Annotated in this window: 26 protein-coding genes; 9 read left to right on the top strand and 17 right to left on the bottom strand. The window is 68.2% G+C overall.

The window, feature by feature from the left end; genetic code table 11:
* Positions 1-23: 23 nt before the first annotated feature.
* The 6 genes from QZ294_RS00715 to QZ294_RS00740 all read right to left on the bottom strand — a co-directional run bounded on the left by QZ294_RS00715 (position 24) and on the right by QZ294_RS00740 (position 6,100).
* The gene (locus tag QZ294_RS00715; RefSeq protein ID WP_297045239.1) at positions 24-1,574 is read right to left on the bottom strand and encodes a 2-isopropylmalate synthase; all 1,551 of its coding nucleotides are present in this window, start codon (positions 1,572-1,574) and stop codon (positions 24-26) included.
* A gap of 135 nt (positions 1,575-1,709) precedes the next feature.
* The gene (gene pssA, locus QZ294_RS00720) at positions 1,710-2,474 is read right to left on the bottom strand and encodes a CDP-diacylglycerol--serine O-phosphatidyltransferase (RefSeq protein ID WP_297045242.1); all 765 of its coding nucleotides are present in this window, start codon (positions 2,472-2,474) and stop codon (positions 1,710-1,712) included.
* Between the two features lie 42 nt (positions 2,475-2,516).
* The gene (locus tag QZ294_RS00725) at positions 2,517-3,170 is read right to left on the bottom strand and encodes a phosphatidylserine decarboxylase family protein (protein WP_297045246.1); all 654 of its coding nucleotides are present in this window, start codon (positions 3,168-3,170) and stop codon (positions 2,517-2,519) included.
* A 43-nt stretch (positions 3,171-3,213) separates the two neighbouring features.
* Positions 3,214-3,489: a hypothetical protein gene (locus tag QZ294_RS00730; RefSeq protein ID WP_297045249.1), complete on the bottom strand. Its 276-nt coding sequence runs from the start codon at positions 3,487-3,489 to the stop codon at positions 3,214-3,216.
* A 136-nt stretch (positions 3,490-3,625) separates the two neighbouring features.
* On the bottom strand, positions 3,626-5,299 hold the full coding sequence (gene hflX / locus QZ294_RS00735) for a GTPase HflX (protein WP_297045409.1): 1,674 nt from the start codon (positions 5,297-5,299) through the stop codon (positions 3,626-3,628).
* Between the two features lie 210 nt (positions 5,300-5,509).
* Positions 5,510-6,100 (bottom strand): IMP cyclohydrolase, encoded by a 591-nt coding sequence (locus QZ294_RS00740; protein WP_297045252.1) that lies wholly within the window; start codon positions 6,098-6,100, stop codon positions 5,510-5,512.
* Between the two features lie 144 nt (positions 6,101-6,244).
* On the opposite strand from QZ294_RS00740, the gene QZ294_RS00745 reads away from it, so the two are divergent.
* Positions 6,245-7,066 (top strand): exodeoxyribonuclease III, encoded by an 822-nt coding sequence (locus QZ294_RS00745; protein WP_297045255.1) that lies wholly within the window; start codon positions 6,245-6,247, stop codon positions 7,064-7,066.
* A 55-nt stretch (positions 7,067-7,121) separates the two neighbouring features.
* On the opposite strand, the gene purE is transcribed toward QZ294_RS00745, so the two are convergent.
* The 3 genes from purE to QZ294_RS00760 all read right to left on the bottom strand — a co-directional run bounded on the left by purE (position 7,122) and on the right by QZ294_RS00760 (position 10,729).
* The gene (gene purE, locus QZ294_RS00750; RefSeq protein WP_297045258.1) at positions 7,122-7,619 is read right to left on the bottom strand and encodes a 5-(carboxyamino)imidazole ribonucleotide mutase; all 498 of its coding nucleotides are present in this window, start codon (positions 7,617-7,619) and stop codon (positions 7,122-7,124) included.
* Positions 7,620-7,637: 18 nt separating this feature from the next.
* Positions 7,638-8,921: a phosphoribosylamine--glycine ligase gene (purD, locus tag QZ294_RS00755; RefSeq protein WP_297045260.1), complete on the bottom strand. Its 1,284-nt coding sequence runs from the start codon at positions 8,919-8,921 to the stop codon at positions 7,638-7,640.
* Between the two features lie 116 nt (positions 8,922-9,037).
* Positions 9,038-10,729: a VCBS repeat-containing protein gene (locus tag QZ294_RS00760; RefSeq protein ID WP_297045263.1), complete on the bottom strand. Its 1,692-nt coding sequence runs from the start codon at positions 10,727-10,729 to the stop codon at positions 9,038-9,040.
* A 289-nt stretch (positions 10,730-11,018) separates the two neighbouring features.
* Between QZ294_RS00760 and QZ294_RS00765 the strand changes: the two genes are divergently transcribed.
* The 6 genes from QZ294_RS00765 to QZ294_RS00790 all read left to right on the top strand — a co-directional run bounded on the left by QZ294_RS00765 (position 11,019) and on the right by QZ294_RS00790 (position 14,583).
* Positions 11,019-11,363 (top strand): AtpZ/AtpI family protein, encoded by a 345-nt coding sequence (locus QZ294_RS00765; protein WP_297045266.1) that lies wholly within the window; start codon positions 11,019-11,021, stop codon positions 11,361-11,363.
* Complete coding sequence (locus tag QZ294_RS00770; protein WP_297045268.1) at positions 11,360-11,791, top strand: hypothetical protein; 432 nt, start codon at positions 11,360-11,362, stop codon at positions 11,789-11,791. The genes QZ294_RS00765 and QZ294_RS00770 overlap by 4 nt, the downstream gene beginning before the upstream one ends.
* Positions 11,792-11,892: 101 nt before the next feature.
* Positions 11,893-12,597: a F0F1 ATP synthase subunit A gene (atpB, locus tag QZ294_RS00775; RefSeq protein ID WP_297045271.1), complete on the top strand. Its 705-nt coding sequence runs from the start codon at positions 11,893-11,895 to the stop codon at positions 12,595-12,597.
* Positions 12,598-12,660: 63 nt separating this feature from the next.
* On the top strand, positions 12,661-12,984 hold the full coding sequence (atpE, locus tag QZ294_RS00780; RefSeq protein WP_297045275.1) for an ATP synthase F0 subunit C: 324 nt from the start codon (positions 12,661-12,663) through the stop codon (positions 12,982-12,984).
* Between the two features lie 152 nt (positions 12,985-13,136).
* Positions 13,137-13,436: a hypothetical protein gene (locus QZ294_RS00785; protein WP_297045278.1), complete on the top strand. Its 300-nt coding sequence runs from the start codon at positions 13,137-13,139 to the stop codon at positions 13,434-13,436.
* 148 nt (positions 13,437-13,584) lie between these two features.
* On the top strand, positions 13,585-14,583 hold the full coding sequence (locus QZ294_RS00790) for an antibiotic biosynthesis monooxygenase (RefSeq protein WP_297045280.1): 999 nt from the start codon (positions 13,585-13,587) through the stop codon (positions 14,581-14,583).
* 246 nt (positions 14,584-14,829) lie between these two features.
* Here the strand turns inward: QZ294_RS00790 and sppA are convergent, their stop codons facing one another.
* From sppA to QZ294_RS00805, 3 genes are read right to left on the bottom strand one after another with little or no spacing between them, the layout of a single operon-like run.
* Positions 14,830-15,912: a signal peptide peptidase SppA gene (sppA, locus tag QZ294_RS00795; RefSeq protein WP_297045283.1), complete on the bottom strand. Its 1,083-nt coding sequence runs from the start codon at positions 15,910-15,912 to the stop codon at positions 14,830-14,832.
* On the bottom strand, positions 15,860-17,638 hold the full coding sequence (locus QZ294_RS00800) for an AMP-binding protein (protein ID WP_297045287.1): 1,779 nt from the start codon (positions 17,636-17,638) through the stop codon (positions 15,860-15,862). Before QZ294_RS00800 ends, sppA begins: the two co-directional genes overlap by 53 nt.
* On the bottom strand, positions 17,635-18,282 hold the full coding sequence (locus QZ294_RS00805) for an XRE family transcriptional regulator (protein WP_297045291.1): 648 nt from the start codon (positions 18,280-18,282) through the stop codon (positions 17,635-17,637). Before QZ294_RS00805 ends, QZ294_RS00800 begins: the two co-directional genes overlap by 4 nt.
* 186 nt (positions 18,283-18,468) lie before the next feature.
* On the opposite strand from QZ294_RS00805, the gene QZ294_RS00810 reads away from it, so the two are divergent.
* Positions 18,469-19,038, top strand: a complete 570-nt coding sequence (locus QZ294_RS00810; RefSeq protein ID WP_297045293.1) for an OmpH family outer membrane protein — start codon at positions 18,469-18,471, stop codon at positions 19,036-19,038.
* 126 nt (positions 19,039-19,164) lie between these two features.
* Here the strand turns inward: QZ294_RS00810 and QZ294_RS00815 are convergent, their stop codons facing one another.
* From QZ294_RS00815 to QZ294_RS00830, 4 genes are all read right to left on the bottom strand, one after another.
* On the bottom strand, positions 19,165-19,938 hold the full coding sequence (locus tag QZ294_RS00815) for a TlyA family RNA methyltransferase (RefSeq protein ID WP_297045296.1): 774 nt from the start codon (positions 19,936-19,938) through the stop codon (positions 19,165-19,167).
* Between the two features lie 5 nt (positions 19,939-19,943).
* On the bottom strand, positions 19,944-20,651 hold the full coding sequence (locus tag QZ294_RS00820; RefSeq protein WP_297045297.1) for a flagellar motor protein MotB: 708 nt from the start codon (positions 20,649-20,651) through the stop codon (positions 19,944-19,946).
* Between the two features lie 125 nt (positions 20,652-20,776).
* On the bottom strand, positions 20,777-21,625 hold the full coding sequence (gene motA, locus QZ294_RS00825; protein WP_297045299.1) for a flagellar motor stator protein MotA: 849 nt from the start codon (positions 21,623-21,625) through the stop codon (positions 20,777-20,779).
* 146 nt (positions 21,626-21,771) lie between these two features.
* Complete coding sequence (locus QZ294_RS00830) at positions 21,772-23,910, bottom strand: AsmA family protein (protein ID WP_297045303.1); 2,139 nt, start codon at positions 23,908-23,910, stop codon at positions 21,772-21,774.
* Positions 23,911-24,094: 184 nt separating this feature from the next.
* Between QZ294_RS00830 and QZ294_RS00835 the strand changes: the two genes are divergently transcribed.
* A complete protein-coding gene (locus QZ294_RS00835; RefSeq protein WP_297045306.1) occupies positions 24,095-25,072 on the top strand; it encodes an AEC family transporter in 978 nt (325 codons plus the stop codon).
* Between the two features lie 76 nt (positions 25,073-25,148).
* On the opposite strand, the gene QZ294_RS00840 is transcribed toward QZ294_RS00835, so the two are convergent.
* On the bottom strand, positions 25,149-26,333 hold the full coding sequence (locus tag QZ294_RS00840) for an MFS transporter (RefSeq protein WP_297045308.1): 1,185 nt from the start codon (positions 26,331-26,333) through the stop codon (positions 25,149-25,151).
* Between the last annotated feature and the right edge of the window lie 12 nt (positions 26,334-26,345).

Genomic DNA, 26,345 nt, shown 5'->3' on the forward strand with positions numbered 1-26,345 from the left:
TGCAGGGTCATGACAACGGCCGCTCAGGAATGCTGCGAATGGAGGCGTTCGCCCTCCGCTTCGCGCTTGGCGAGATTGTTGAGCGCATCCACGAAGGCCCTGGCGCTGGCAACGAGGATGTCGGGGTGATTGCCCCGGCCCACCACGGAAAGGCCGTTCTCGCGCAGGCGCACCGTGACTTCGCCGAGCGCGTCCGTGCCGCCGGTGATGGCGTTGATGGAATACTGTTCCAGCTCCGGCTGGCGGCCCGCCAGGTCGGCGATGACGTTGTAGAGCGCGTCGATGGGTCCGGCGCCGAAGCCCGCGCCGCTCTTCTCCTCGCCGGCCACGTCCATGAGCACGGCGGCCGTGGGCGGCACGCCGCCGGAATCGGAGCTTTGCACGCTGACATGCCTGAGCCGCAGGCGGTCGGGGATGCGGTAGACCTCCTGCTGCACCAGGGCCATGAGGTCTTCGTCGTGAAGCTGCTTCTTGCGGTCCGCAAGCTGCTTGACGGCTTCAAAGACATGGTTGAGCTGGTCGTCGTCCAGCGCGTAGCCCAGGCTCTCGAATTTGCTGCGGACCGCGTTGCGGCCGGAATGCTTGCCGATGACGAGATGGGTGGCGCTGCGGCCCACCGCCTGGGGCGTCATGATCTCGTAGGTCTCGCGGTGCTTGAGCATGCCGTCCTGATGGATGCCGGACTCGTGGGCGAAGGCGTTGGCCCCGGTGATGGCCTTGTTGTTGGGGATGGGCTGGCCGATGATGATGGAGAGCAGCCGGCAGGTGGGATAGATCTGCTCGGTCCTGATGCCGTCCCTGAGTCCGTAGTAGTCATGGCGCACATGCAGGGCCATGGCTACTTCCTCCAGGGCGGCGTTGCCCGCGCGTTCGCCGATGCCGTTGAGCGCCACCTCCGCCTGGCGCGCGCCCGCGCGCAGGGCGGCCAGGGTATTGGCAACGCCCAGGCCCAGGTCATCATGACAGTGGACGCTGAAAACGGCCTTGCCGCTGTTGGGCGTATGCTCCATCACATGGCGCACCATGGCGGCAAATTCGTCGGGCTGGGCATAGCCCACGGTGTCCGGCAGGTTGATGGTGGTGGCCCCGGCGTTGATGGCCGCTTCCACCACGCGGCAGACGAAGTCCGGGTCGGAGCGGGAAAAGTCCTCGCAGGAAAATTCCACATTGGGCGTGTAGGAGGCGCAGCGCGCCACGGATTCCTTCGCCAGGGCCAGCACTTCCTCCGGGGTCTTGCGAAGCTTGTATTCCATATGCAGCGCGGAAGTGGCGATGAAGGTATGGATGCGGGGCTGCTTCGCCACCCTGACGGCCTCCCAGCAGCGGTCGATATCCTTTTGCGCGCACCGGGCAAGCCCGGCGATCTGGACGTTTTCCCCCGCCTGGGCGGCGATGGCGCGCACCGCCTCGAAGTCTCCGGGGCTGGACGCGGGAAAGCCCGCCTCGATGATGTCCACGCCCAGCACCTCGAGCTGATGGGCGAGGCGCAGTTTTTCCTGAAAGTTCATGGTCGCGCCCGGCGACTGTTCGCCGTCGCGCAGGGTGGTGTCGAAAAAGAAGACGCGATCAGCCATGGGATGCCTCCGAAACGATAGGGATGGAAGCGCGGCTCCACGTCTGGCGCCGGCGCGCCCCTCGCGCGGCGTCTTCGGGCCGGCGGGCGTGGCGGCGGGTCCTGGTGGGCCGCGGAATGGTTCCGTCCGCCCCCGTCAGTGGTCCTGCGGTGACAGGGAGCGCAGGAGCTTGCGGTCGCGGCGCGGCAGGATGACGAAGGTGTAGGCCAGGCCCCCGGCGATGTAGAGGGCGCAGTAGGCGAAGCCGAAGACGCGCGGCACGGAGACCACAAGCGCCAGGAGAAAGAGGAAGGCCAGCATGCTCCGCACCGGGTGCGCGGTGAGGATGTCGTATTCCTTGAAGGAAAAATAGCGCACGCGGCTGATCATGAGCACGCCCACCGCCACCGCCAGCAGCAGGGCCGCGCAGGGGGTGAAGGTGTTCAGCCATTCGGGGAAGAGCGCGGCGAAGAAGATGAACGTCACCACCGTGCAGCCGCCCGCGGGGATGGGCAGCCCCACGAAGAAGCGCTTGCCGGTCACGGCCGTGCTCACGTTGAAGCGCGCCAGCCGGAGCGCGCCGCAGGCCGCATAGATGAAGGCCGCGGCCACGCCCACGCGCCCGAAATTGCAGAGCTGCCAGTGCCAGAGAAGGATGGCCGGGGCCAGCCCGAAGGCCACGAGATCGGCCAGGGAATCGTACTGGACGCCGAATTCGCTCGCCGTATTGGTGAGCCGCGCCACCTTGCCGTCAAGGCCGTCCATGAGGGCCGAGACCAGGATCGCCATGCCCGCCTGCTCGAACCTGCCCTGCCCCGCCCAGACCATGGCGAGAAAACCCAGGAACATGCTCAGGGTGGTGAGCATGTTGGGCAGCAGGTAGGCGCCTTTGGCGGGTTTTTTTCGTTCAGTGTCGTCCATGGGGATAACCACTGCTGGAAAGGGACGCAACGCCGGAAAGACTCAGGACCCGTCCCCGCTGCGGCGGGCGACGGGGCTTTCTCCGGCAAAGATCTTGTCGCCAAGCTGTACCGCCGGAACATAGCCTTCGGGCAGGTAAAGGTCAACTCTGGAGCCGAAGCGGATCATGCCCACGCGCTGGCCGCGGGCAAGGGCGTCGCCCGCTTCGGCGCGGCAGACGATGCGCCGGGCCACAAGGCCCGCGATCTGCACCATGGTCCACATGCGGCCGTCCTCATCGGCAAGGCTCCAGCCGCAGCGCTCGTTGTCGGTGGAGGCCTTGTCCAGCGAGGCGTTGAAGAACTTGCCCGGCCAGTAGCGCACCTCGCTGACGCGCGCGGCAACGGGCGCGCGGTTCACATGGACGCTGAAAAGGTTCATGAAGATGCTGATGCAGACCCGCTCCTTGCCGCTGAAGGGGTCGGGGCGCGGCTCGATGCGGATGACGCGGCCGTCGGCGGGGCTGACGGCCAGGCCCGGCGCCTGCGGGATCACGCGTTCGGGATCGCGGAAAAAGTGCAGGCAGAACAGGGTGATGACCCATCCGAGAGCGGCGGCGAGCCAGCACCCCAGCAGGGACAGGACAAGGGTCGTGAACACGGCGAGGCCGATGCAGGGCCAGCCTTCCGGCGCAATGCCGCAGGATGCGGGACGCATGGCGACTCCTTCGCGGCCGCGGGACGCGGCGTAAAATAGGGCTTTACCATTTTTGCGTTTGGTGGTGCGCCTCTGCTGTGTGGGGACTGCCGAAATTCTCCGTCAAAAACAGCTGCGCGTTGCGGTCCATTTGCGTAAGCCGCGCGTTGCGCGGCAACGCAAACGCGCCTGCGGCGCGCCCTTCGGATGGCTCCGGCGCTGGCTGCGTCAGAGAAAAATTTTCCTGGTCGAGTACGTGAGTACACTCCCCGCGAAAAGTTTTCTCTTCCTTGCCAGCCCCGAAATATCGTATTTTTTCGGATCCTTCCGGCACCAGCATCCGTCTGTCGCTCCGCTCCAGACGGACTTGAGGAATACCCATTAACCGCAGTGTATACTGGAATCTGAAAAATGGAAAATACTTCTATGCCGGAGCGGCGCGAAAGGCAAGCCCGGGTCGCCGCCGTGCGGCGCCGTCACTGGAGGGGAAAGGGGACCTGGCCGGGCGGCGGGCCGGCATCTTCCGCGCCGGCATCGTCCGGCGCCGGGGCATCCGGCCGCCACGGGCCGCGCGCCGCCACGGGAAGCGCCCTTCTGAGCGCCAGCTCCCGTTCCAGCCAGTGCAGGAGCGCCTCCAGCCCCTGACCTGTGCGCGCGGAAAGGGGAATGGCCCGGGGAAAGGCCGCGGCCAGCTCCGCGCGCGCCGGGTCCGGCAGTCGGTCCCACTTGTTGAGCACAAGCACGCGCGGCACCGCGGGCAGCTCCAGATCTTCCAGGATGCGTTCCACGGAGGCGATCTGCTGGAGCAGGTCGGGATGCGAGGCATCGGCCACATGGATGAGAAAGTCGGCCGCGGCCAGCTCTTCCAGCGTGGCGCGGAAGGCGTCCACAAGTTCGCGCGGCAGGTTGCGGATAAAGCCCACGGTGTCGGAGATCACCACTTCCCGCTCGCCGGGGACGCGCAAGCGCCGCGTGGCCGGGTCAAGGGTGGCGAACAGCCGGTTTTCCGCCAGGACGCTGGAGCGCGTGAGGGTATTGAGCAGCGTGGACTTGCCCGCATTGGTATAGCCCACCAGCGCCGCCAGGGGGATGTCGCGCCGCGCGCGCCGGGCCAGGCCGCGCTGGCGGCGGAGCTTTTCCAGCTCGTGGTTCAGGCGCGTCATGCGCTCGCGCACCTTGCGCCGGTCCGTCTCCAGGCGGCTTTCGCCGGGGCCGCGTCCGCCCACGCCGCCCATGAGCCTGTCCAGCGCGCGGTTGCGGCCCGCCAGGCGCGGCAGCACATAGCGCAACTGGGCCAGCTCCACCTGAAGGCGTCCGGCGCGCGAGGCCGCGTGCTGGGCGAAGATATCGAGGATGAGTTGGGTGCGGTCGATGACCTTGCGCTCGGTGATGTCCGCGAGATTGTGGATCTGGGCGGGCGAAAGCTCGCCGTCGAAGACGAGGATGTCCGCATTCTCGCGCAGGGCCGTCACCTCCAGTTCGGCGAGCTTGCCCTTGCCGAGAATGGAGCGCGGGTCCGGGCGCGTCACGCGCTGGATGATGCGTCCGCACACGGCCAGCCCGGCCGTGCGCGCCAGCTCCGCCAGCTCGGTGAGGTGCTGCTCCTGCACGGGCCGTGGCTCCGCGGCCACGGAGACGAGCAGGGCGCGCCCCGCGCGGGGGGCGGCATCCCCGTGCGCGGCAGCCGGAGCGGCGGGCAGGGCGGTGAGCGCGGACTCGATCTCTGCGGCGCGGGCCGCGAAATCCGCCGTTGTCCTGTCCCAGGGGCGCGGCTCCTCCAGGCGGCAGGGGGGCGCGCCCGCCTCGGCGGCGCCGCCCGGCGCCAGCGTGGCGGCCTGCCAGCGGACGGGTCCGCCTTCCGGGTCGACGCAGAGAGCGATGATGGCATCCAGCCGCAGGAAGAGGAGATCCATGAGGTCCTCTTCCGTCAGCCCTTCGGGCGAAAGATGGGTGTGGAGCAGGCGCAGGCCGCGCAGGCGCGAGGCCGGCGCCGTGCGGACCGCCGCCCGGGCCGCCGCCGTGTTCCCGGCGCGGTGCGGACGCGTGCCGGAGGCGGGCGCCGCAGGCTCCGCCGGCGAGGCTCCGGGGGCGCCACGCCCGCGCGGCAGCTCGGGGATGAGGATACCGCCCGGGCCGCCCACGATGACCATCCGCACGCGGCCCTTGCGGTCGATGAGCAGGCCGATCTGGCGCCCCAGGGAGCGCGAGAGCAGAGCCAGCTCCCGCGCCTGGTCAACGGTATAGACGTCCCCGGCGGGAAAGCGGCGGTTGAAGAGCCGGTTCAGGGCCGCAAGCTGGCTTGGCTTGAGCCCCTGGAGATTACCTTCCGGTCTGGGAATGACGGACCCCCGGCGCCGGTCTCACGGCCTGAGATAGGAGGCGATGAGCGCGTCGTAGCGCGACGTGGCCTCAAACGCCCGGGAGGCCATGACCTGCCGGAACTCCAGACCCACGGCCATGTCGTGGGCGGTCAGTTCCTCCATGGCCGGGCCGTACCACAGGGGCGACGGCAGCACGAGCACGCTGTGGAAGTTCTTGGCCGCCGCGCGCAGCATGCAAGGCCCGCCGATGTCGATCTCCTCCACGGCCTGCTCGAGCGAGAGGCGGCGTTCCACCGCGCCCGCGAAGTCATACAGGTTGACGCAGACGAGATCGAAGGGCCGGATGCCCTTTTCCGCCAGGGTCTCCATGTGGGACGGTTCATCCTTGTTGGCGAGGATGCCCGCGTGGATCTTGGGATGGAGCGTCTTGACGCGTCCGCCGAGGATTTCCGGAAAGCCCGTCACCGTGCTCACCGCCGTGACCGGAAGCCCTTCGGCCTCCAGCATGCGTTGCGTGCCGCCGGTGGAGACAAGCTCCACGCCGCGCGCGGCGAGAAAGGCGGCGAACCCGGCGAGGCCGCTCTTGTCCGTGACGCTGAGAATGGCGCGCCGAACAGGCAGAAGATCCATAGGTGCTCCCTCCATGCGTGGTGGCCGCCCGGGCGGCCCTCGTTTTGCTTAACGCAAAAGCGCGGGCGCCGCAATGCCCGCGCGGCCGGGCGCCGGGGCTTGCCCTTGTCCGGCGCCTGCGGCTATGCTGGCGCGGGAGGCGTCATGCTCGTCAAGCTTGTTTCCTGGAATGTCAATGGCGTGCGCGCGGTGTCGGCCAAGCCGGACTGGCGCTGGTTCCGCGAGACGGAGGCGCAGGTGGTGGGCCTGCAGGAGACCAAGGCCGCTCCCGAGCAGCTCCCCGATGCCGTGCGCGAGCCGGAGGGCTGGCAGGCATGGTGGGATGCCTCCACCGTCCGCAAGGGCTATTCCGGCGTGGCGGTCTTCAGCCGCATCCCGCCGCTGGCCGTCGCGGCGGAGCTGCCCGATCCCCGCTGGCGGGGCGAGGGGCGGCTGCTCCATCTCGAATTTCCGTGGTTCCACTATTTCAACGGCTATTTCCCCAACGGCGGCGCGGAGGAAGTGGACGCGGACGGACGCCCCACCGGGGGCTTCAAGCGGCTGGACTACAAGATGGGCTTTTTCGAGGCCTTTGCGGCCTATGCCCAGAAATGCCGTGAAACCAAGCCCGTCGTGGTCTGCGGGGATTTCAACATCGCCTGCGAACCCATCGACCTCGCCCGTCCGAAGGACAACGAGAAAAACACGGGCTTTCTGCCCGTGGAGCGCGACTTCATGCGGCGTTTCAAGGCGCTGGGCTATGTGGACAGCTTCCGCCATGTCCACGGCGATGCGCCGGGGCAGTATACCTGGTGGTCGTACAAGACGCGGGCGCGGGCGCGCAACGTGGGCTGGCGGCTCGACTATTTCTTTGTTTCCGAAGAGCTGGCCCCGGCCATTGCCGACGCCTGGATCGAAAGCGGGGTCCACGGCTCGGACCACTGCCCGGTGGGCGTGGCCCTGCGCGTTCCCGACGCGGGATGCTGAGCGCGGCGCCGGACCCCCTGGTGCCGCGTCCGGCCCGTCAGGCCCCTCCGGCCCGTCAGGCATAGTTGCGGCGCATCTCTTCCCCGGCGCTGATGACGGCCTCGCGCATCTTCCGGCGGGCCGCCGCCAGCCTGTCCGCAAGGGCGGCGTCCTCCAGGGCGAGGATCTGCGCCGCGAGCCAGGCCGCATTGCGCGCCCCGGCCTTGTCCAGGGCCATCGTTGCCACGGGGAAGCCCGGAGGCATCTGCACGGTGGAGAGCAGGGCGTCCATGCCGCCCAGGGCCGAGCCGGTCACGGGGATGCCGATGACCGGCCGCAAGGTGCGCGCGGCAACGGACCCTGCCAGATGGGCGGCCATGCCCGCCGCGCAGATGAAGACCCGCGCGCCGGCGGCCTCTTCCTGCGCCACAAGGGCCTCGGTGCGTTCCGGCGTGCGGTGCGCCGAACTCACGGTCATGACAAAGGGCACGCCGAGTTCGCGCAGGATTTCCGCGCAGGGCGCGATGGTGGGTTCATCCGACTGCGAACCCATGATGATGACCACATGCGCCATGGGCGCCTCCTTTGAGTCTCAGGCCTTGCGGGCCAGGTGCCGCAGCCCCTTGGCGCCGATGTCCCGCCGGTAGAAGGCGTCGGGCATGCGGAGTTTTTCCAGTGCGGCATAGGCCCGGGCCTGCGCGTCGGCAAGGCCGTCGCCCAGGGCCGTGACGCAGAGCACGCGGCCCCCGGCGGACACGATGGACCCGCCCTCCGCGCGCGTGCCGCTGTGGAAGACCTTGACCCCCGGGAGCGCGTCCGCCGCGGCGAGGCCTTCGATGGGCATGCCCTTGGGGTAGCTGCCGGGGTAGCCCTTGGCCGCCAGCACCACGCCCAGAGCGGTCCTGTCGCTCCAGGAAAGGCGCGCCGGGTCGAGGCGGCCGTGGACGCAGTCCAGCATGAGGGCCGCCAGATCGCCGTCAAGGCGCATGAGCAGGGGCTGGCATTCCGGGTCGCCGAAGCGGACATTGTACTCCAGCACCCTGGGACCGTCCGGCGTCATCATGAGTCCGGCATAGAGCACGCCCCTGAAGGGATGGCCCCGCCGCGCCAGTTCGCGCAGCACCGGGCGCACCGCCACATCGGCCAGGGCGTCCAGGCCGGCGTCCGGCAGGACGGGGGCCGGGCTGTAGGCGCCCATGCCGCCGGTGTTGGGTCCTTCGTCGTTGTCCCAGGCGGCCTTGTGGTCCTGCGCCGAGGGCAGGGGCGCCGCGCGTTCGCCGTCGCAGAGGCAGAGGAGGGAGACTTCCTCCCCGGTGAGGCGTTCCTCCAGCAGGATGCGCTCCCCCGCCGCGCCGAAGGCCCGGCTTTCCAGCATGGCGTCCACGGCGTCCAGCGCTTCCCGGGTGGTGCGCGCCACCACCACGCCCTTGCCGGCGGCAAGGCCATCGGCCTTGATGACCGGCGGCACGGCGCAGTTGCGGATATGTTCCCGCGCGGCGTCGGCGTCCGTGAAGACCGCGCTCACGGCCGTGGGCACGCCGGCCGCGGCCATGACCTCCTTGGCGAAGCTCTTGCTGCCTTCAAGCTGCGCGCAGTACGCGTCCGGCCCGAAGCAGGGGATGCCCGCGGCCATGAGCCGGTCGGTGATGCCGAGGGTCAGGGGCAGCTCCGGGCCGGGCACGGCGAGGTCGATATGCTCGCGCCGGCAGAAGTCCGCAAGGCCGTCGAGGTCGTCCACGGCCAGGGGCACGTTACGCACGCCGTCGGACTCCGTGCCGCCGTTGCCGGGCGCCACGAAGAGCGCTTCGGCGTTTTGCCCGAGTTTCCAGGCGAGCGCGTGCTCGCGACCTCCGGAACCGATGACGAGAATACGCACGCTGCCTCCTTGCGCGTGGCGCGGGGCCAGGCCCGCGCGGTCTCCGGCGCGTCCGCCGGGAGCATTGCTGATTGAAACTGTCTCTGTTCGATCAGTTCGCTGCCATCATGAGCGCCCTAGCGGTTGGGATTGACCTCGAAATCGCTCATGTCCGCCGGGACATTGGGGTCCATCTGGGAAACGTCGAGCGGATACGCGAGGATCATGGACTGCCTGCTGCCGACGCCCAGCTCCGGCGAGGTGTTGACGCCCACGACCAGGTCGAGGATGCCGTCGTTGGTCACGTCGGCGAGGTCGATCTCGGCCACGGAACCGCGGATGCGCCGCGTCTTCCATTTGAGTCCCAGGCCCACGCCGTCCCAGTAGAGGGCATGGATCTCGCCCTGCGGGAAGAAGCGGTAGCGGTCAAAGAACTGCGAGGCCGTGGAGATGGGCTTGTTGAGGATGAGCACCTGCTCGCCGGTGCGGCCGAGGTCCGCGGCGATCATACGCATGGGCGCGTAAATCTTGCCGGGGAGCTGGCCGTTGCGGTCGATGCCGAGTCCGGGCATGGTCTTGTAAAAGTCCATGCCCGTGGCCGAGCCGGAGAAGCGTTCCATGGTGGTGTGGATGGGGCTTGTGCCGTTGCCCTGGAAGAGCTTGACGCGCTCGTCGTCGGTGAGCATGGCGATGAGGTCGGAGCCTTCCTTGCCCGCGGGGATCCAGGCCACATTGAAGACCGTGGCTCCGGCGGGCAGGCTGAAGCGCGCGCCGAGGGTGTATTTGTTGCCCGACCTGACGAGCTGGTGGACGCCGGGGGCGAAGAGCTTGATGCTGTCATAGCCCTGGCCCACCAGGACCGGCGAGAAGTTGGGCGGCACGCGCATGACGCTGGCGAAATAGGGGATGCGCTCGGCGCACTGGGCCAGCTTGTTGCCCTTGAAGGAATAGAAATAGGAATAGGGGCGGTTGCCGTCTTCCTCAAACGTGGCGACCACAAGGTCCGCCGCGCCGTCGCGGTTGATGTCCATGGCGCGCATGGAGAAGTTGAGGTTGGAGGCGGAAACGACGGTGCGGCCCAGCTGCTTGAGCCGGCCCCCCGTCTCCCAGAGGTAGATGGTGAGGTCGTGGTCGCCCAGGACCGCGATCTCGTTCTTGCCGTCGCCGTTGAAGTCGGCCACGGCCATATCCACCATGTTCTCCTTGATGCGCTGGCTGCGCAGGCGCGAGCCGTCGCTGGCGCCCGCGCCCTGATACCGGAACTGCGGGTTGAGATAGGTCTGCTGCTGGCCCGTCTCGTTGACGATGATTTCGCCGCCGCCCGCGCGCGCCCCGGCGGGGGCGGTCTGGCCGGGCTGGCGCATCATGAAGGCGGGCTTGGCGGCCACGGTCACGCCCATGACCTCGGAACCCAGGGCGGAACTCAGGTTCTGCACCGCGCCGGTAAGTCCGCTCACCGGGGCTTCGGCGGTGCGGTTCCAGGTCTTGCCGGCCTTGTCCACGCAGTTGACTTCAATGGAGCAGTCATTGCCCATGACGTTGACCGTTCCCCAGACGGCATAGTCCGCGCCGGCGGCGGTCATGGCCTTGCGCGCCTCGGCGGCGGAAGCGGCCTTGCCCTGAAGGGTGCGGCCCTCCAGAACGCCGGGCCTGTTGAGCTTGCCCTGAATGGTGCCGGGCACGGCCTTGGAAAGATAGGTGTAGCTTTGCGGCGCATGCACCGCAAACGGCGCGATGACAAAGGTCTTTTGCGCCGGCTGGGCGGCGTCGGCGCCGGCGCACCAGACAAGGGCCGCCAGGGCGAGGCAGAGCGCGAGCGGAAAACGCATGGCAGGTTTCATCCTGAAAACTCCTTGGGTTTTGGCGCGGCGGGCGCCGGGGCGCACTATACCCGCTCTCGCCTCGTGGCGCAACAGGGGGCGCGCGTGACGCGCGGGGCGGCGGCGAGCAGCGCCGGGCGCGCCTGTCGCCGGTCCGGCCGGCGGGATGCACGGATTTTTCCGGAGCCTGTTGACGCGGTCCCCTGTTCGTGCTAGGGTCACCGCGAAAGAAGAGACAAGACGGATGCGCGGTGCCGGGCACCGCCCGGGAGGCGCATCCGGCATGCCGGGAGCGCGGGTGTCCCTCAAGGATTTTTTCGGCCAGCAGCGGGACGGCATGCGGGCCATGGCTACCACGGGCGTCATCGGCCTGCATCTGGTGAGCGGGCCGCTTGTGGGCTTTGCCATCGGATACGGGCTGGACGTGTGGCTCGGCACCAGCCCGTGGTGCAAGATCGGGTTTTTGCTGGTGGGCATTGGCGCGGGCTTTCTCAATGTCTATCGGGATACGCAGGCGCTCCTGCGAAAGCTGGAGCGCGGGCGGCCGGGGGGCGGGCATGCGCCCGGCGGCGCCGGGGCGGAAGCCTCCCCGAAGCCCCCATCCGCGGGGGCGCCGCCCGGAGACGGGAACGGAGGGAAATGACGCGCGGATTTTCTTCGCCCCTTGCGCCGCTGGATGCGTGGCTCTGGCGCCGGGGCGTCCGTCCTCCCGCCATCCGCGCCCTGCTGTGCCACGAGGCCGCCGCCGCCGTCCTGGCGCTTCTGGCCGGGGGCGCGCTCGTGGCGGTCACGCCGTGGTTCCTGTGGTTCGGGGCGGGCGTGGCCTGCATGGCCTGGATCTTCTGGAGCTGGGCGCGGTTTTTTCTGCGGGGTCCGGGCGCGGCCTTCCCGCCGGGGGCGCTTGCTGGCGCGCTCCTGCGCTGGGCGTTGCGGATGCTGGTATTCGCGCTGGCGCTCTACGGGTCCATGCGCGTGGGCGCGTCCGCAACGGCGCTGGCGGCGGGGCTTGCCGCGGGGCTTGTCGTGGGGCTTGTCAGCTATGCCGCAAGCTCGCGCGCCGCGGAGAGGTGACGCCCTTTCCGGGCGGGATTTCGGGGATGGATCACGGGCGCGGAGGACCCGCGCCGTTTCAGGAACGGTCGTGACGGCGCAGGCCGACGAGGAGGCTCATCATGGCAGGCAGTTTGCCGGAACCGGTATTGCTCTCCACCTTTCTCGGGATGGATGAAATCACCATCGGCGGCCAGCTCGTGCCCTTCAAGCACGTGTTCTATTCCTGGCTGTGCATGGCCGTGCTCTTCGGCGTGGCCCTCATCCTGCGCCGCCGCCTGACCCTTGTGCCCGGCGGGCTGCAAAATTTCTTCGAGTCCGTCATCGACACCGTGGAGCGCTTCATCTGCGCCTCCATGGGCGAGGTGGGGCACAAGTATGTGCCCCTGCTCGCGGGCATGCTTATCTATATTTTCGGCATGAACATCCTTGGACTCATTCCCGGGTGCGACGCGCCCACGGCCAACCTGAACACCACGGTGTGCATGGCGCTCTTCGTTTTCCTCTACTACAACTGGGTGGGGCTTGCGCGCTGGAAGGCGCACTATATCAACCAGTTCCTCGGGCCTTCCAAGTTCCTCATCCCGCTCATGTTCCCGCTGGAGATCGTTTCGCACCTGTCGCGGCCGGTCTCGCTTTCCCTGCGACTTTTCGGCAATATCCGGGGCGAGGAGATCGTCATCATCCTCTTCTTCGTCATGGCGCCCCTGCTCGGGACGCTGCCCATCTACGGACTCTTCCTGCTCGGCAAGAGCATGCAGGCCTTCGTGTTCTTCATGCTGACCATGTTCTACATCTCCGGCGCCCTGGAAGGGCCGGAGCATTAGGTCGGCCAATGACGGGGGAATGGTCGCACGCGACCCAACAATACAACGTGGAAGGAGTGTTCCATGCGTAAATTTCTGATGGTTGCCCTCAACACCGTCGCCCTGGTCGGCATGGCCGGGCTGGCCTTCGCCGGCGAACCGCTCAATTCCGAATCCCTCGGCTTCACCTGCCTTGCGGCGGCCCTGGGCATCAGCATCGCGGCCTTCGGCTGCGGCATCGGCATGGGCCTGGGCCTCAAGGGCGCCACCGAGGGCGTGGCCCGCAACCCCGAAGTGAGCGGCAAGATCACGGGTACCATGATCCTCGGCTTCGCCTTCATCGAATCCCTGGCTATCTACGCTCTGGTCATCAGCTTCATCCTGCTGTACGCCAACCCCTACGCGTAGCCGTTCGGGCCATTTGCGGGGCCGGGAGAGACCCGGCCCCGCGCGGCCCTGCACCGGCGGCCGGGCGCTGCCCGCAGCATCCGTCGTTCCTTTCCCGCTCTCCGCGTGCCGGTTCCGGCGCCGGTGACCCTCGCCCCCGCTTCGGAGGCTCCATGCCGGAATTTCCCCTGCTCATCGCCCTGTGCGCGCTCTGGCTGGCCGCTGCCTGCGCGGCGGCGGGAGCCATCAATTTCTTCTGGGAAACGGGCTTTCGCCGCGCGTTCGGCTACGGCGCCTTTCTTGCGGGCGTCTTTTTGCTCTTCTGGGCCAGCGGCCTCTGGGTCGGCGCCTCGCGCCATTCCTGGGGCGTGCTCGGGCCGGCCTTTCTGCTCATGCTCGCGGCGGCCTGGCTGGTCGTGCGGCTGACCCTGCGGTTCTGGCGCCGGCGCGAGCGGCGCGGCCCGCGTCCGTGACGTTCCTTTTCCCTTCCCCGAAGTTTTTTTTGAGACAAACAGGCAAGTTTTCGCCGCTCGCCGTCCTTGTCCGCCGGACGCGGGGCTGCTACCGTCCTGCACGGGAAATGCCGGGACTCCCTGGAGTCCCGCAGTGCCGGAGGTTGTCATGAAAAGGTTGTCCGCCTGTGGCGTGGCCGTTCTGGTTTTTCTTGCCGCGTCCGTCGCAGGGGCGGCGGCGCGGGACGCAGCCCGGGAGACCGCCGTGGAAAGGATCTCGCTCGGACGGACGCTTGCCCTGTACCCCAGTCTGGTCACAGTGGTGGGCGCGGAAGTGGACGGGAGGGTCAACTGGCTGCTGGTGGCCCATGTGGGCGTGCTCGGCCACGACCGCATCGTGGTGAGCATGAACGACCAGCACTATACCAACCGGGGGATCATTGCCGGCAGGAAACTGTCGGTCAATCTTGTGGACCGCCCCCTGCTGCCCGGGGCCGACTATGTGGGCAGCGTGAGCGGCGCCGAGGTGGACAAGTCGGGGGCCTTCGCCTTTCACCGGGGAAAGAACGGCACGCCGGTCATCGATGCCGCGCCCGTGTCCATGGAACTGGATGTGGTCGATATCTACAAGACGCCGGGGTTCGACAATTTCGTCTGCACGGTGGCGGAGACCACCGCGCGGCCGGATGTGCTGGACAGCCGCGGCAGGCTGGACTACACGCGCCTCAAGCCGGTCCTGTTCGAATTTCCCACCTACGCCTATCTGGCAACCGGCGAGATCATCGGCAAGTGCCGCCGCCTGGACAGGGCGCCCGGCATGTGCGCCAAGCTGCCCATGCGGCCGGACGGCATCACGCGTTTGTCCAGCATCGAGGTCTATCCCGAATATCTTGAGGAATACCGGAAGTATGCCAGTGAGGTGGGGGAGACCTCATTGCGCGAGGAGCCTGGCGTGCTCGCCATGTATGCCGTGGCGGAAAAGGACGATCCGTGCAGGATGACCATTCTGGAGATCTACGCCAGCCAGGATGCCTACAAGGCCCATATCGCGTCCCCGCATTTCCGGAAGTACAAGCAGGGAACGCTGAAGATGGTCAAGTCCCTGCGCCTTTCGGACCAGGAGCCGCTGAATCCGGCAAACCGGCTGAACAATTTCATGGTGGACTGACGGCAGCGAAGCGATTGGAAATGGCGCGGTTCAATCATGCCGCTGCCGCCAGAGCGGTTTGGATATCTTCACTATCAACTCGCTCTCAGGGAAGCTAGTGTCTACTTGCAAAAGTAGACACTACAAAACCCGTAAGGGTTTTGCGGCGGCATAGCCGCCGTGAGTGAGCGAAAAACCACGTTTTTTCGCGAACGATCCTGCAAAAATTCTGCACAGAATTCTGTGCAGAATTTTTGCAATTAGACACTAGAGCTGGTAGAGGAAGGCGGGCGCCAGCCCCAGTCCGCCGCCGGGGGCGGGGGGCGCGCCCGGCGGCGCGGAAGGAAGCGTTCCGCCGAGGCTTCCCGCTCCGGAACGTTCCAGAGCGTCCGCAAGGCCCAGGAGCGTGGTCAGCCTGTCGAGCAGGCGCTCCAGCAGGGCGGCGCGCGTGGCGTCCCTTTTTTGCAGCAGCGGGCGCGCGGCCGGCACGCCCGTCGTTTCCGCCAGCCAGTCCAGGGCGGCATCCTCCCCGCCCAGAACGTCCACAAGGCCAAGGCGCTGCGCCTCCTGCCCGGTGAAGATCTTGCCGTCGGCCAGGCCGGCGGCCCTCTGGCGTTCCATCTTGCGGCCGCTTGCCACGATGCTCACGAACTGCTCGTGCATGTCCATGAGCACATGCTCGAAATAGGCGCGATCCCGGGGGGTGAGGGGGCGCAGGTAGGAACCCGCGTCCTTGAAGGGCGCGGTGACGAGCGTTTCCTGCCCTATGCCCACCTTGTCCATGAGTCCCTGGAGCTGCGGGATGTCCATGCGGACACCGATGGAGCCGGTGACAGTGGAAGGGTTGGCGAAAATGCGCGTTCCGGCCATGCTGACCATAAGCCCGCCCGAAGCCGCCGTGGCGCCCATGCTCACGGCAATGGGCATCTTGCGGGCCAGGCGTTCCAGGGCGCTGTAAAGCTCCTGCGAGGCGGCGGCGCCTCCGCCGGGGGAATCCACGCGCAGCAGGACGCCCCTGACCCGGGCGTCGTTCTCCAGCCGGCGGATCCAGGCGAGCGTGGGCGCGGGGTCGAGGATGGGACCGCGCACCGTCACCAGGGCCAGGCGTTGGCCGTGGCCGTCGGGCAGCGCGGCCATGCGCCCGAGCGCGGCGGCAAGGCCGAGCGCCAGCAGGCAAAGCCCCCAGAAAAGGACGGGATGGCGCTTGCGGAACGGCGGCCGGAGCAGCCCGCGCCAGACATGCGCGGGGATGCGCGACAGCGGGCAGGCGGCGGCGCAGGCGGCGTCCGCCGTCGCGTCACGGTCTGCCGGCGGAATGTCCGGGGCGGGGGTGTCCGGCATGGTGTTCATGGGCGGCTCCGGCGCTTGTTGCGGGTCCATGGGCGGGGTCCTGGGCGGCCTCCGGCCAGAGGCGGGCCGCCTCCGCGCGCAGGAGGTATTTCTGGATCTTGCCGCTGGCCGTGAGCGGGAACTGCTCCACCACGGCCACATAGCGCGGGATCTTGTGCCAGGCGATCTTTCCCCGGCACCATTCGCGCACGGTCCGCGCGTCCGGCCGGGCGCCGGGCCGGGGGATGATGAAGGCGCCCACCTCCTCGCCGTATTTGCGGCTGGGGACGCCGACGACCTGCACATCCAGGACGCCCGGCATGCCGAGGAGAAATTCCTCGATCTCGCGCGGATAGACATTTTCGCCGCCGCGGATGATCATGTCCTTGATGCGGCCGGTGATACGCAGGTAGCCGTGTTCATCCATGACGCCGAGGTCGCCGGAGCGCAGCCAGCCCTCGGGACTCACGGCGCGCGCCGTGTCCTCGGGCATCTTGTAGTAGCCCTTCATGACATTGTAGCCCCGGCAGAGGATCTCTCCGGCCTGGCCGCGCGGCAGCTCGTCGATGCCTTCCGGGTCGGCCACGCGCACCTCGATGCCGGGCAGGGCGCAGCCCACGGTCTCGCAGCGCAGGGGGAGCGGGTCGTGGATGTCGGACTGGGTCATGACCGGCGAGGCTTCGGTGAGTCCGTAGCAGATGGTGATCTCGCGCATGTTCATGTCCTCCACCACGCGGCGCATGAGCGGTTCGGGACAGACCGAACCGGCCATGATGCCCGTGCGGAGCGAGGAAAGGTCGAACCGGGAGAAGTGCTTGTGCTCCAGTTCGGCGATGAACATGGTGGGCACGCCGTAGAGGGCGGTGCAGCGTTCGCGCTCCACTGCCTGGAGCACATGCAGGGGATTGAAGCTTTCCAGCACGACCATGGCCGCGCCGTGATTGACGCAGGCAAGCACGCCGAGCACGCAGCCGAAGCAGTGGAAGAGCGGCACGGGCAGGCAGAGCCGGTCCCGCTCCGTGAAGCGCTGGCGGCGCCCGATCCAGTAGCCGTTAAGCCCCACGCCCACATGGGTGAGCATGACCCCGCGCGGAAAGCCCGTGGTGCCGGAGGTATATTGCATGTTGATGGGATCATGCGGGTCCAGCGAATCCTGGCGCGCCCGGTAGTCGGCTTCGTCGGTCATGACGGAGAGCGCCAGGATCTCGGGCATGGAGAACATGCCCCGGTGTTTTTCCGCGCCGAGAAAGCAGACGCGGCGCAGATGCGGAAGGCTGCGGCTGCGAAGCCCCCCGGCGCGCGGCTGGACGCGCAGCTCCGGCGCGATGGCGTAGAGCGTCCCGATGAAGTCGTGGTCGCGCAGGCTGCCGATGAGGAAAAGGTTCTCGCACTCCGACTGGCCGAGCACATAGCGCAGTTCGTGCTCGCGGTAATTGGTGTTCACCGTGAGCAGGATGGCGCCGATGCGGGCCGTGGCGAACTGGAGCGCTATCCACCAGGGCACGTTGGTGGCCCAGACGGCCACTTTTTCGCCCTTCTGGATGCCCAGGGCCATGAGTCCCCTGGCAAGGCGATCCACCAGGTCGCCGAACTGGCGCCAGGTCAGGCGGTAGCCGCGATCCGCATACACCAGGGCGTCCCTGTCGGGAAAGCGGGCCACCGTATGGTCAAGGACCCTGCCGAGCGTCCATTCCCGCAGGACAAAGTCCCCGTCGTCATCCGGAGGAGGGAGCAGCGGCGCGCTCATGGATTGTAGGCCACCCCGAGGATACGCACAGGCTCCCCGTCCAGCGCCGTCAGCGCGTGCGGCACGATGGAATTGTAATAGATGCTCTCGCCGGGCGAGAGGTCATAGGCCTTGCGGCCGTAGCGCACGCGCAGCCTGCCCGCCAGGACGAGGATGAATTCCTCCCCCTGGTGCGAGGTGAGCCTCGGCTCTTCCGCGCCCGGCGCCGGCGGAAAAAATTCCACGCAAAACGGCTCCATGTTGCGGTCGCTCTTGCCCATGCCGAGCACCTGATAGATATAGCCGGGCCGCTGGATGTCGGCGGCAGGTTCCGCCCCGCCCGCGCGGGGGAGGTCGGCGTCTTCCGCCATGGGGGGCGCCGCGTGGCGGCCGTCGGGAAAGCCCTCGATGCGCGCGATGACCGGGTCCGTGCATTCCTGGTCGTCAAGAAAGGTGCCGAGGCGCACGTCAAGGGCGCGCGCCACCTTTTGCAGCGTCCCGATGGGCGGATAGATATCCCCATTTTCCAGGCGTTCCAGAAAGGCCGGGGAAAGATTGGTCGTCTCGGCGAGCGCCGCGAGATCCATCCCCCGCTCTTCCCGAAAGGCGCGGACCCGCGCGCCCACGGCGTTGCCCTGCGATGGCGGGGTGGCTGTGCCGGGCATGGTTGCTCCTTGGAAAGACCTGAGAGAGGCGGCTTCGCGCCGAAACCGCAGCATGCCGCACTATAGCGGCATCGGCCGTTGCAGGCAAGCGCGGCGCATGCGGCCGGGACTGGGGGAATCTCCTTGAAAATTTGCGAAAAAAGGTCTAGAGTCACCTTCACTTTCTTTAAGAGGAGTCGTACCATCATGCGTATTTCCCGAATCATTCTGCCGGTCCTCGCGGGCATGCTCGCGCTCACGGGCTGCCAGCAGCAGGAAAGCCAGGTCGCGCAGCCCAAGATCGCCATTGTGGACATGGGCCGCGTCATGCGCGACAGCGAACCCGGCAAGGAAGGCGTGAAATTCCTGGAAAGCCGTCAGGCCGTCATGCAGGAACAGCTCGATGCCATCCAGGACCGCCTGGAAAAGAATCCCAAGGACGAAGCGGCCATGCAGGAGCTGCAGCGCGTCTATGCCGCCTCGCAGCAGCGCATGCAGGCCGAGCAGCAGAATGTGGTCAACCTGCTTTTTGACAGCGTGCAGCGCGTGGTCAACAGCTACCGCGAGGCCCAGGGCTACGACATCATCCTCGGCGCCGAGGCCGCCGCGTCCTATACGCAGTCGGCGGATGTCACCGCGGCCATCATCGCGGAAGTGAACAAGCAGAAGATCGAGTTCAAGCCCGTGCCCGAACCCGCGCTGCCCGGCGGCGCCGCACCCGAAGCCGCCGCTCCGGAAAAGGCTCCCACGGCCCGGGACGCCGCGCCCGCAAAGTAACTGGGCCATGGCCGCGCCTCGCGCGGCAAACGGCAACTGTCAGGCGCCTGCCCGCAAGGGCGGGCGCTTTTTCGTGGGGGCGCCGCTGCGGCTGGAGCGTTTCCGCGATTTCAGTGCGAAAACGCCCTACTCCGGCCGCCGGAAGAGGGCCATGTATTCCTGATTGCCCTTGGGACCCTTGATGGCCGCTGGCAGGACGCCGTGCGCCTCCAGGCCCAGCGTTTCGGTGCAGAAGCGCACGATCTTGTCCACCGCGCGCTGCCGCGCCGCTTCGTCGCGCACCACGCCGCGCACGGTTTCGCCGGGTCCCAGTTCGAACTGCGGCTTGATGAGCAGGGCGGCACGGCCTCCGGGGCGCAGCCACGCCATGCACGGCGGCAGGATCAGCGTCAGCGAGATGAACGAGACATCGCCCGTGAGCAGGTCTACCGGCTCGGGGATGAGGTCCGGCCGGGCGTGGCGCAGATTGACGCCTTCCAGGTTGATGACGCGCGGATCGGCGCGCAGGCGTTCGTGGAGCTGGGCGCGGCCCACGTCCACGGCATAGACGCGCGCGGCCCCGCGCTGGAGCAGGCAGTCGGTGAAGCCGCCCGTGGAGGCCCCGGCGTCCACGCAGACAAGCCCGTTCACCTCCAGATGGAAATTGTCGAGCAGGGTGAGCAGTTTCCAGGCGCCCCGGCTGACAAAGCGCTCGCCGGGCAGGAGGGCGAGGCGCGTGCCTTCGGGATAGCCGTGCCCCGGCTTGGGCACCCGCACGGGCGGCGCGCCGGGGGGGGCCGCGTCCGGCGGCGCAAGCACGATGCGCCCGGCCATGATGAGGCTGCGCGCCTGCTCCCGGCTTTCGGCCAGGCCCTGCTCAAAGGCGAGCTGGTCGGCGCGCGCGCGGGGGGGCCTGCCCATGCGGCTCAGTAGACCACGCTGTAGGACATGACCTCCGGGCGGTGGAAGAAAAATTCCACACGCCGGTTCACGGCCCTGCTTTCTTCGGAAATGCCCGGCTTGAGCGGCCGCGTCTCGCCGTAGGCGACGCCGCGCAGCCGCGTGGGCTTGACCCCGTGCTCGGCCAGATAGCGGAGCACGGCGGCAGCGCGCGCGCCCGAAAGCTCCCAGGGCGAATCAAAGGGCGGCCGCGCCTCGGTGCCGTCGGCATGCCCGCGCACCACCAGGTAGAGATTGTATTCTTTCATGATGTCGAGCACATCGCCGAGCACCTTGATGCCTTCGGGCTGGAGCGCCACTTCGCCGGGCTTGAACATGATATCGGAATTGACGCGCAACTGGACGCCCACATCATCGGCGCTGATGCCCGAGGCGCTCTGCGGCACCGCGTCGGCCATGAGCATCTGCTTGATTTTCTGGGCGATGGCGTAGTGGGATTTTTCCACTTCGCTGATCTTGAGATCGCGGGTGTCGATCTTGTCCGTATTCTGGATGAACGGATTGTTGGAGACGGGCGAGGTGGCGCTGGAGTCGAAATTGCGTTCGCCGCTGAAATAGGCGGCAAGACCGGCCTTGGTCTCCGGCGGCACCATGTTCAGGATCCAGAGCAGAAGAAAGAAGGCCATCATGGCCGTGACAAAGTCGGCATATGCGACTTTCCATGCGCCGCCCATAGGTCCTCCTTGTCAGGATGCGGCCGTCGCCGCCAGGCGGAAAAACCGCATCCCCGCGCCGACGCGCGGGAATGCGGAGATCGGGAAACGTTGCGGAGCTTCCGCGGCCCGGAAGCGCCTGCGGCCTAGCCGCTCTTGAGCCGGTCTTCCATCTCCGGGAAGGACGGCCGGAACGGATACGGAATGGCGCGCCTGCCGTACTCCACGGCGATGAGCGGCGTGGAACCGCGAATGGCCGCGGCCACGGCCTCCTTCACCGCGTTGTAGTAGAAATGCTCTTCGGAAACATAGTTCTCCAGCTTGGAACCCATGGGACCGAACAGACCGTAGCAGCAGAGGATGCCGAAGAACGTGCCCACCAGGGCCGCGCCGATGTGGTGGCCGAGCACGTCCGGCGGCTCGTTGATTTTGCCCATGGTCAGCACCACGCCGAGCACGCAGGCCACGATGCCCATGCCCGGCAGCGATTCGGCCATGTGCGACACCGAATGCGCGGGGAGCATGCCCTCCTCGCGCATGGTCTCCATGTCCATGTCCATGAGGCTGTCGATGTCCGCGGGGTCGCCGGTGGTCAGATAGACGCGCAGGGTGTCGCCGATGAAGCTGACCAGCGTGGTATCCTTGGAGATATTCGGGTATTTGCTGAAGATGGGGCTGGACTCCGGCTTTTCGACGTCACCTTCGATGCTGATGACGCCCTCGCGGTGCATTTTGGAAAACAGGGCGTAGAGCAGGGCCAGGGTCTCGAGGTAGCGGGCCTTGCTGGAGCCGGGATCGGCGAAAAGGTGCTTGAGGCTCTTGACGATGAGGCTGAACGTGTACTTGGTCTGGCCGCCGAAGAACGCGCCCAGGCCGCAGCCGAGGATGATGATGAATTCCGCGGGCTGGAAGAGCACGGCCCAGTCGCCGTGCGACATGGTGTAGCCGATGCCCACAGAGGCTGCGACAACGATGAGGCCAATGAGCAGATACATGCCGTACCGCCTGTGCGGCCGCGCCGTGGCGTCCGCGAGGTTCCGTGTCCGGGCGGGAATGTCCGCGCCATGTGGCCGGAGTATATACTACTCCGCTGCCCATCTCAACGGCGTAACGCGCTGAATCTTTAGAGCGCCGCGCGGCCTCAGCGGCCGAAGAGGCCGCGGACCAGGCCGCCCGCGTTGCCGAGGCCCTCCCGCACGGCCCCGCCGGCCTTGCCCGCCCCGGCGGCGCCCGCCGTGCCGAGATCGCGCGCGCCCCTGCCGAGCGCGCCGGGCGCGGTGCCCAGCCTGCGGCCCAGCTCCAGGGCGAATTTCGGATCGACGCCGACGCTCACATCGCTGAACGGTCCCTTGAACGTCAGGGGAATGTTGAGCCCCATGGTCGTCACCGTGGCCGTCCCTTCCAGGAACTCGCGCGGCAGGTTCGCGCGCAGGTCGCCCCGCGCGGAAAGGCCGTCGGCCGTGACGGTGACGGGCCGCGCGGCGATCTCGCCCTTGCGGGCCGTGAAGGGCGCGCGCGCCGTGGCGATGCGCTCGGGCACGGCGAGGTTGCCGACGGGGAGTTTTCGCAGCGTCTGCGCCGCCTCGCGCAACGCCGGGGTGGTCAGGTCGCGCGCCTCGAGCACGCCTTCGCCCTCCAGCGCGGCGAGCATGGCCCGGCTGTCCGCCCCGGCGGTCCTGAGCCGGACAGTGAAGGCGGCGCTGCCCCCGGCGACGCCGGCCTTGCCGGCAGCCGCGCAGAGCGCCCCGATGTCCACACCGGCGCCATCGGCGGCGAGGGTATAGGCGCGGGCGGCCATGTCGGCGGTGAAGGTGCCCCTGAGCTGGCCGCCGCCGGCAAGCCGGGCGGAGAAATCCTTGAGGGCGTAACGTCCGGCCTTGCCCGTGACGAGCGTTGCGATGTCCTTCAGGCCGAACGCCCCGTGACGCAGCCCGGCGATGGCGAGGCGCAGGTCAACGGCGGGCAGCCCCGCGGCGTTTTGCGCGGGCGCGGCTGCCGGCGCGCCGCCCCGTGGCGCCTGCCGTTGCGCGGCGGGCGCGCTGGCGCTTTGTCGCGCGGAGGGCGCCGTCCCCTTCCCCGGGAGCAGCGCGTCCAGCGCGATCGTGCCCAGGTTCAGGGCGCCGCGCACCGACGGGACCGCGTTTTCCCCATCAGGCAGGCCCAGGGCCAGATCGCCGCCAAGGCGCACGCCGGCCGCCTGGCCGGAAAGGTCCGCGAGGCGCAGGGTGGTGCCGGAATACTCCGCGCGGCAGCGGATATCGAGGGTGTCCGCGTCGCCTTCGGGCAGGGCGGCGCCCGCCAGGGCCGCCAGCCTGCGCGGCGAGCCGCCCAGTTGCGCCTCGCCCGCAAAGGCCACGGGCGCGAGCGTGCCCTGTCCGTTGAGCGTCAGCCTGGCCTGCGGCGTGGAGAGCCGCGCCTGGGCCAGGCGCAGGGTCAGGCTCCCGAGGTCGAGCGCGCCCTCGCAGGCAAGCTGGAGCGGCGCCAGTTCGCGCGGGAGCGCGCCCTTGAGCGGGGTAAAGGCCAGGGAGGTCTGGCGGAAGGTCAGGTTCGGCGCGTAGTAGCGCAGCGCGGCCTTGAAGGCGAGGTTGCCCGCCAGCAGCGGCGTGGCGTCCGCGGACTCCCGGCCGCCCGCCGTGGCCGGGGCGGCCTTCCCGGCCGGGGGCGTGCCGCGAAGTTTGAGGATCTCCAGCACAAGATCCCCCTGGATCTCCACCTCCTCACGGCGGCGCAGATTGCCCAGGGAAAGATTGAAGCCGGAAACGCGGGTCTCCTGCCGGCCGTCATTCAGGCGCAGGGCGCCCTGCGTGACGGTCAGGCGCCGGAGTTCCAGCGGCAGGGCGTCATCGGGGGCCTTGCGGGTCTCGGCGCGTTGTTCCGCCTGCGGCTCCCGGCGCTTTCCGGCGGTGTCGGTCCCGGCGGCGGGCGAGGGCGCATGCAGGCGGATCACCGCCTCGGGGCGGTCGAGCTGGAGTTCGCTGAGCACGAGGTTGCCGGAAAACAGGGGGGCCAGCTCCAGCTGGGCCATGCCGCCCTGAAGCGAGACGGAGACATCCGTGCCGTCGAGGCTGCCGCTCCAGCGGGCGCCGCCAAAGCGGATGCCGGGCGGCAGGAGGGAGATGCGCGGCGGCGCGTCCAGCTGGAGCGGCGCGCCCGTGGCGCCCTGCGTGGCGTCGGCGATGCGCCTGACGATAAAGTCCGCGTCAATGCGCGTGACAAGGAACGCCGCCCCCGCGCCCGCAAGGACGACAAGGGCCAGTATCCAGAGCAGAACTCGTTTCATGCGGCCTCCGCGCTCCGGTGCGGCAGTTTTTTTGTTCTATACGGGAACTCGCGCCGCCCCGCAAGCCGGCGCCCCGGCCGGAGCGCGGCGAAAACAGACCACGCGGACGCGCACGCCCGTTCCGCGCCCCTCCCCGCCCGGAAGCGCGTGTTTACCGGCGGCGCAAAAGCCGGTACAAGAAGGGATGGTCTTGCTGCAGGCGTTCGGAGGGGTCTTCAGCCTCCTGCTCGTTGTGGGCGTGGGCTATGTCCTCGCGGCTCTCGGCTGGTTCTCGCCGGAGAGTCGCAGGCTCCTTCCCCGGCTCGTGACCAACGTGGCCCTGCCGCCGTTTCTCCTGTGCACCATCCTGCGCTCCTTCGGGCGCGAGGACCTGGCGCACATGCTCCAGGGCGCGCTCCTGCCGCTGGTCGCCATGGTGCTCATGTATGCGCTGGCCTGGGTGACGGGCCGCGCGGCCCGGGTGGACCGCCGGCATTTCGGCCTGTTCTGCGCCTGCGTCTCCAACCCGAACACCATCTTCATCGGCATCCCGGTCAATATGGCGCTCTTCGGGGAAGCGGCGGTGCCCTATGTGCTCCTCTACTATTTCGCGAGCGCCGCGTTTTTCTGGACCGTGGGCAACTATGCCATCAGCAGGGACGAGCGCGCCGGCGGGTCCGCCGCGCGGCGGGAGGAAGCGGGAGCGGTCCCTGCGGAGAGCCGCCTGGCGGGACGGCTGAAAAACATCGTGTCCGCGCCCATGCTCGGTTTTCTGGCAGGCTTCCTCCTGGCGCTCCTGGAGGTGGAGCCGCCCCGCGTCATCCTGGACGCGGCGCGCCTGGTGGGCGGACTCACCACGCCGCTGGCCCTGATCTTCATCGGCGTGACCCTGCAGGGCATGGAGCTGCGCCGGCTCCACCTCACGCGGGACATGCTCCTGGCGCTGGCGGGCCGCATGGTGGCAAGCCCGCTCCTCATGTGGGCGCTCCTGCCGTTTTTCGGGCTGCCGGAACTTGCGGGCAGGGTCTTCGTCATGCAGGCGTCCCTGCCGGTGCTCATGCAGGTGGCTATCCTGAGCGGCTATTATGGGACGGACCCGGAGTTCGGCTCGCTCATGGTCTCGCTTTCCACGCTCGCCTGCGCAGTGACCATTCCCGTCTGGATGGTCCTGCTCTCGCTGTAGCTCCGCCGCTATCCCACGATCTTCCTTCCCCGGGGGGAGGCGCCCTTTCGCCGGATGGCCGGGGGCGTCCGGCGGCCTACTCGCCGCGGGATTCCGGGCCGCGCGAAAGCAGATACGAGAAGAGCGCCCCCAGCGCGGCCACGCCCGCCAGCACCTGGATGGCCGCGGGCAGGCCCGCCATGTCGGCCACGCGCCCCAGAAACGGCTGCGCCACCCCGCCGAGGCTGGTGGACAGCCCCAGCGTCACGCCGGAGGCAAAGCCGATGTTCCGGGCAAGGAGCCGCTGGCCCAGGACCACCTGGGAACTGAAGGGCGCGTAGAGCACAAAGCCGAGCAGGGGCAGGACGGCATAGCCCCAGCCGGCATCGGGCGCGAGGCTGAAGGCGAGCACGGCCACGGGCATGAGGCTGAAGGCCAGGCGGATGACCGGCACGCAGCCGATGCGGTCCGAGAGCAGGCCGCCCATGATGTTGCAGGCCACGCCGCTGGCGCAGAAGATGATCAGCGCCAGGGCGCCGGCGGCTTTGGACTGCCCGAAGACGTTGACCCAATAGAGCGGGATGAAGGCGTTGAAGCCCACAAAGACCGTGGAACGGGCCACGATGACCACGATGAGCCGGGAAAATTCATGCCAGTTGTTGGCCGGCGGATGCGCCGCGTTCGCTGCTCCGGCGGCGGAGCGTTGCGAAGCGCGTTGCGGAGAGGGCGGCGTTGTCCTGCCCAGGCGCGTGATGCCCCAGAGCAGGACGAGCGCCATGGCGATGCCGAGCGCGGCAAAGACGGCCATGCCGCGAATGCCGAAGCCGCCCACAAAGACGGTCACGAGGAGCGGCCCGAGGATGAAGCCGCTGTTGCCGCCGATGGAGAAGATGCTCAGGCCGATGCCCTTGCTCTTGCCGGAGACCTTGTTGGCGTGGCGCGCGCCTTCGGGATGGAAGAGCGCCGAACCGACGCCGCTCACGGCAATGGCGGTGAACATGGCCCAGTAGCCGCCGAGAAAGCCCATGCAGGCGATGCCGCAGCCCGCCAGCGCCACGCCCAGGGGCAGGAACCACGGCTTGGAGAGCCTGTCGGCCAGCAGGCCGAAAATGGGCTGGATGATGGAGGACAGGCAGGAATAGGCGAGCATGAGTCCGCCCGTGGCCTGATAGTCCAGCCCGTAGGCCGAACGCAGGTACGGCAGCGAGGCGGGCAGGGCGCCCGCGTTGACATCGCAGGAGAGATGCCCCAAAGCGAGCAGCAGGATCTTTTTCTTTTCCATGGCCCCATGAGG

The sequence above is a fragment of the uncultured Desulfovibrio sp. genome (genome assembly GCF_910584445.1).
GTDB lineage: Bacteria > Desulfobacterota > Desulfovibrionia > Desulfovibrionales > Desulfovibrionaceae > Desulfovibrio.